At 61.3% G+C, this 3,233-nt stretch carries 2 protein-coding genes and 1 pseudogene; all 3 read left to right on the forward strand.

The genetic code is table 11. The features are described 5' to 3' along the window. A partial coding sequence (locus EN969_RS23440; protein ID WP_206525213.1) for a translocation/assembly module TamB domain-containing protein occupies positions 1-751 on the forward strand: 751 nt, incomplete at its 5' end. Positions 752-1,017: 266 nt separating this feature from the next. Next, the gene (locus EN969_RS23445; RefSeq protein WP_013530882.1) at positions 1,018-2,670 is read left to right on the forward strand and encodes an ABC transporter substrate-binding protein; all 1,653 of its coding nucleotides are present in this window, start codon (positions 1,018-1,020) and stop codon (positions 2,668-2,670) included. Positions 2,671-2,900: 230 nt separating this feature from the next. Beyond that, a pseudogene (locus EN969_RS23450) lies at positions 2,901-3,233 on the forward strand (ABC transporter permease); the annotation flags it as partial.

Consider the following 3,233-nt stretch of genomic DNA (forward strand, 5'->3'; position numbering starts at 1 on the left):
GGACAAGGCGCTGCGGCCGCCGACGACCAGCGGCAAGGGCGGCGGTAGCGGCCTTGCGCTCGATGTCACGGTCAACGCGCCGAATCAGATCTTCATCCAGGGCAGGGGCGTTGATGCCGAACTTGGCGGCTCGCTGAAGCTGACCGGCCCGGCCTCGTCGCCGCAAGCGGTCGGCACCTTCACCTTGCAGCGCGGACGACTGTCGATCCTCGGCAAGCGGCTGACCTTCACCGAAGGCACGGTCGGGTTTTCCGGCTCGCTGGTGCCCTATCTCAATTTGACGGCGACCACGACGACGACCAGCGCCACCGTCACCATCGTGGTGTCGGGCGAAGCGACCAATCCGAAGTTCACCTTCTCCTCGGTGCCGGCGCTGCCCGAGGATGAGGTGCTGGCGCAATTGATCTTCGGCCGCTCGATGTCGAACCTGTCGCCGCTGCAGATCGCCCAGCTCGCCGAAGCGGCGGGGCAGCTGGCCGGCGTCGGCGGCTCGACGTCGCTGCTGGAAAACCTGCGCAGCGCAATTGGCGTCGACGATCTCGACGTCACCACCGACGACCAGGGCGGCACGGCGGTTTCGGCCGGCAAATACCTCAACGACCGCACCTATGTCACCATCCAGAAGGGCGACAAGCCTGGCTCGGGCAAGGCGACGATCGACCTCAATGTCGGGCGCGGCGTCAAGCTGCGCGGCGAGGCCAACGATGCCGGCGAAGCCAAGGGCGGCATCTTCTACGAGAAGGAATACTGACAGTCCGGCGGGGCTTTTGGCCTCATGGTGGATCGATTCTGGTGCTGTGCGGGCCAGAGTAAATGTCTCAGTTTAATCGACTATCGCGATTCCAGAAGAATCCGTCGGACAGTAGCAAATTTGCGCCAAGACTGTCGTTATCACGCGAACCGCTCCCCTTTCAAAGTTGCACATTCCCTAACATGTTCTCAATCCACGCCGTCTTTGACATCATGGCCTGGATGCGGAATGTTAAAAGGCGGAAAGCCAACAATGGGAGTTAAGTCATGACAATTTATAAGAGTAATGGCGATCGCGTTCCGGATCACATCCTGGCCATGGCCGAAGAAGCCAAGGCAGGCAAGGTGGACCGCCGCGAATTCCTGGCCATGGCCAGCGTCTTCGGCGCATCGACGGCAATGGCTTACGGCTTGCTCGGCCTCGCCGATCCGACGCCGGCGAAGGCCGAAGAGGTAAAGGGCAAGAAGGGCGGCACGCTGAAGATCGCCCAGTGGATCAAAGATCCCAAGGACCCGCGCAAGGCCGACTGGTCGGAAATCGCCAATGCCGAGCGCCAGGCGCTCGAGCCGCTGGTCAAGTACACCTCCGAATACACGTTTCGCCCCTATCTGCTGGAAAGCTGGGACGTCAACGACGACGCCACGCAGTATACGCTGCATGTGCGCAAGGGCGTCACCTGGTCGAATGGCGATGCCTTCACCGCCGATGACGTCATCTTCAACCTGAAGCGCTGGGCTGACAAGAAAGCCGAAGGCAATTCCATGCCCGGCCGTCTCGGCTCGCTGGTCAAGGACGACAAGCTCGACGAGAGCGCCGTGACCAAGCCGGACGACCACACGGTCGTGCTTAAGCTCAGCAAGCCGGACATCGCGCTGATTCCGAACATGTGCGACTATCCCGGGCTGATCGTCCACAAGACCTTCGATGAGAAGGGCGGCGACTTCAAGGCCTGCCCGATCGGCACCGGTCCGTTCGAACTCGTCTCCTACGATGTCGGTCAGAAGGTGGTCTACAAGCGCCGCACCGATGACAAGTGGTGGGACGGCGAAGTGTTCCTCGATGGCCTGGAATTCATCGACTACGGCACCGATCCGGCAGCCATGGTCAGCGCTTTCGAGGCCGGCGAAGTGCACACCAACTTCGAGACTTCGGCCGACTATGTGTCGATCCTCGACGGCATGGACCTGGTGAAGTCGGAAATCGTCACCGCGTCGACCATCGTCTGCCGCACCAACGTCAACAACAAGCCCTATGGCGACCAGAAGGTGCGCAACGCGCTGCAGCTTGCGGTCGACAACAATGTCGTCTTGCAGCTCGGCTACGGCAATGCCGGCTCGGTCGCCGAAAACCACCATGTCTGCTCGATCCATCCGGAATATTACGAGCTGCCCAAGGTTGCCCGTGATCCGGCCAAGGCGAAGGCGCTGATGGCGGAAGCCGGCCAAGCCGACTTCGAACACGAGCTGATCACCGTCGACGAAGACTGGCATAAGAACACCGGCGATGCGATCGCCGCCCAGCTGCGCGACGCCGGCATCAAGGTGAAGCGCACCGTTCTGCCGGGTTCCACGTTCTGGAACGACTGGACGAAGTATCCGCTGTCGATGACCAACTGGAACATGCGTCCGCTCGGCGTCCAGGTTCTGGCCATCGCCTATCGCACCGGCGAGGCCTGGAACGAGGCCGGCTGGTCGAATCCGGACTGGGATGCCAAGCTCAATGCGGCGCTCGCCGTTGCCGACGCCGCCAAGCGCAAGGACATGATGAAGGACATCGAGCAGATACTGCAGGATTCCGGCATCATGATCCAGCCGTACTGGCGCAAGCTCTACAGCCACTCGGTGAAGGCGGTGCAGAACTACAAGATGCACCCGACCTTCGAGCGCGACTACGGCAAGGTCTGGCTCGACCAGGCTTGATATCGCATCGACATGGAGGGAAGGGGCTCGCTCCCTTCCCTCGCTCTTTGCATTGTCCGTCCCTGCTGGTCCGCACATTCTCAAAAAAGTTGCGGACTCGCGGGCAAGGCCATGCAACAAAAACAGGGTTGATCGCATCCGAAGGCCTGTTTGACAGCCAGCCCCGCCGGTCACGGCAGGGTTGGCTTTCATAGCCGGCTCAAACCCCAACCCATCGGCAGGGGGCCGCCATGCTTTCCTTCGTTATCAGGCGTCTTGGCACCATGGCATTGACGATGCTGTGCCTGACCATGGTCGTCTTCTTCCTGATCAACCTCGAACCCAATCTGAAGAAGCTGGCGATCAGCCAGACCGAAATGCATACGTCGGCCGAGCAGCTCGAGAGCTGGCTGGTCAACCATGGCTACCGGCAGAACTTCTTCGTCCGCTACGGCCAGTGGCTTGGTGTCTTGCCCAAGCAGCCGGTAACCGACCCGGCGACCGGCAAGCCGGCGCAGCGTTTCTCCTTCTGCAACGATCCGCTCGTGCCGACCTTTGCCGGCGTTTTCCAGGGCGATTTCGGC

Origin of the sequence: Mesorhizobium sp. M7A.F.Ca.CA.003.01.2.1 (genome assembly GCF_003998945.1) — a bacterium.
GTDB lineage: Bacteria > Pseudomonadota > Alphaproteobacteria > Rhizobiales > Rhizobiaceae > Mesorhizobium > Mesorhizobium ciceri.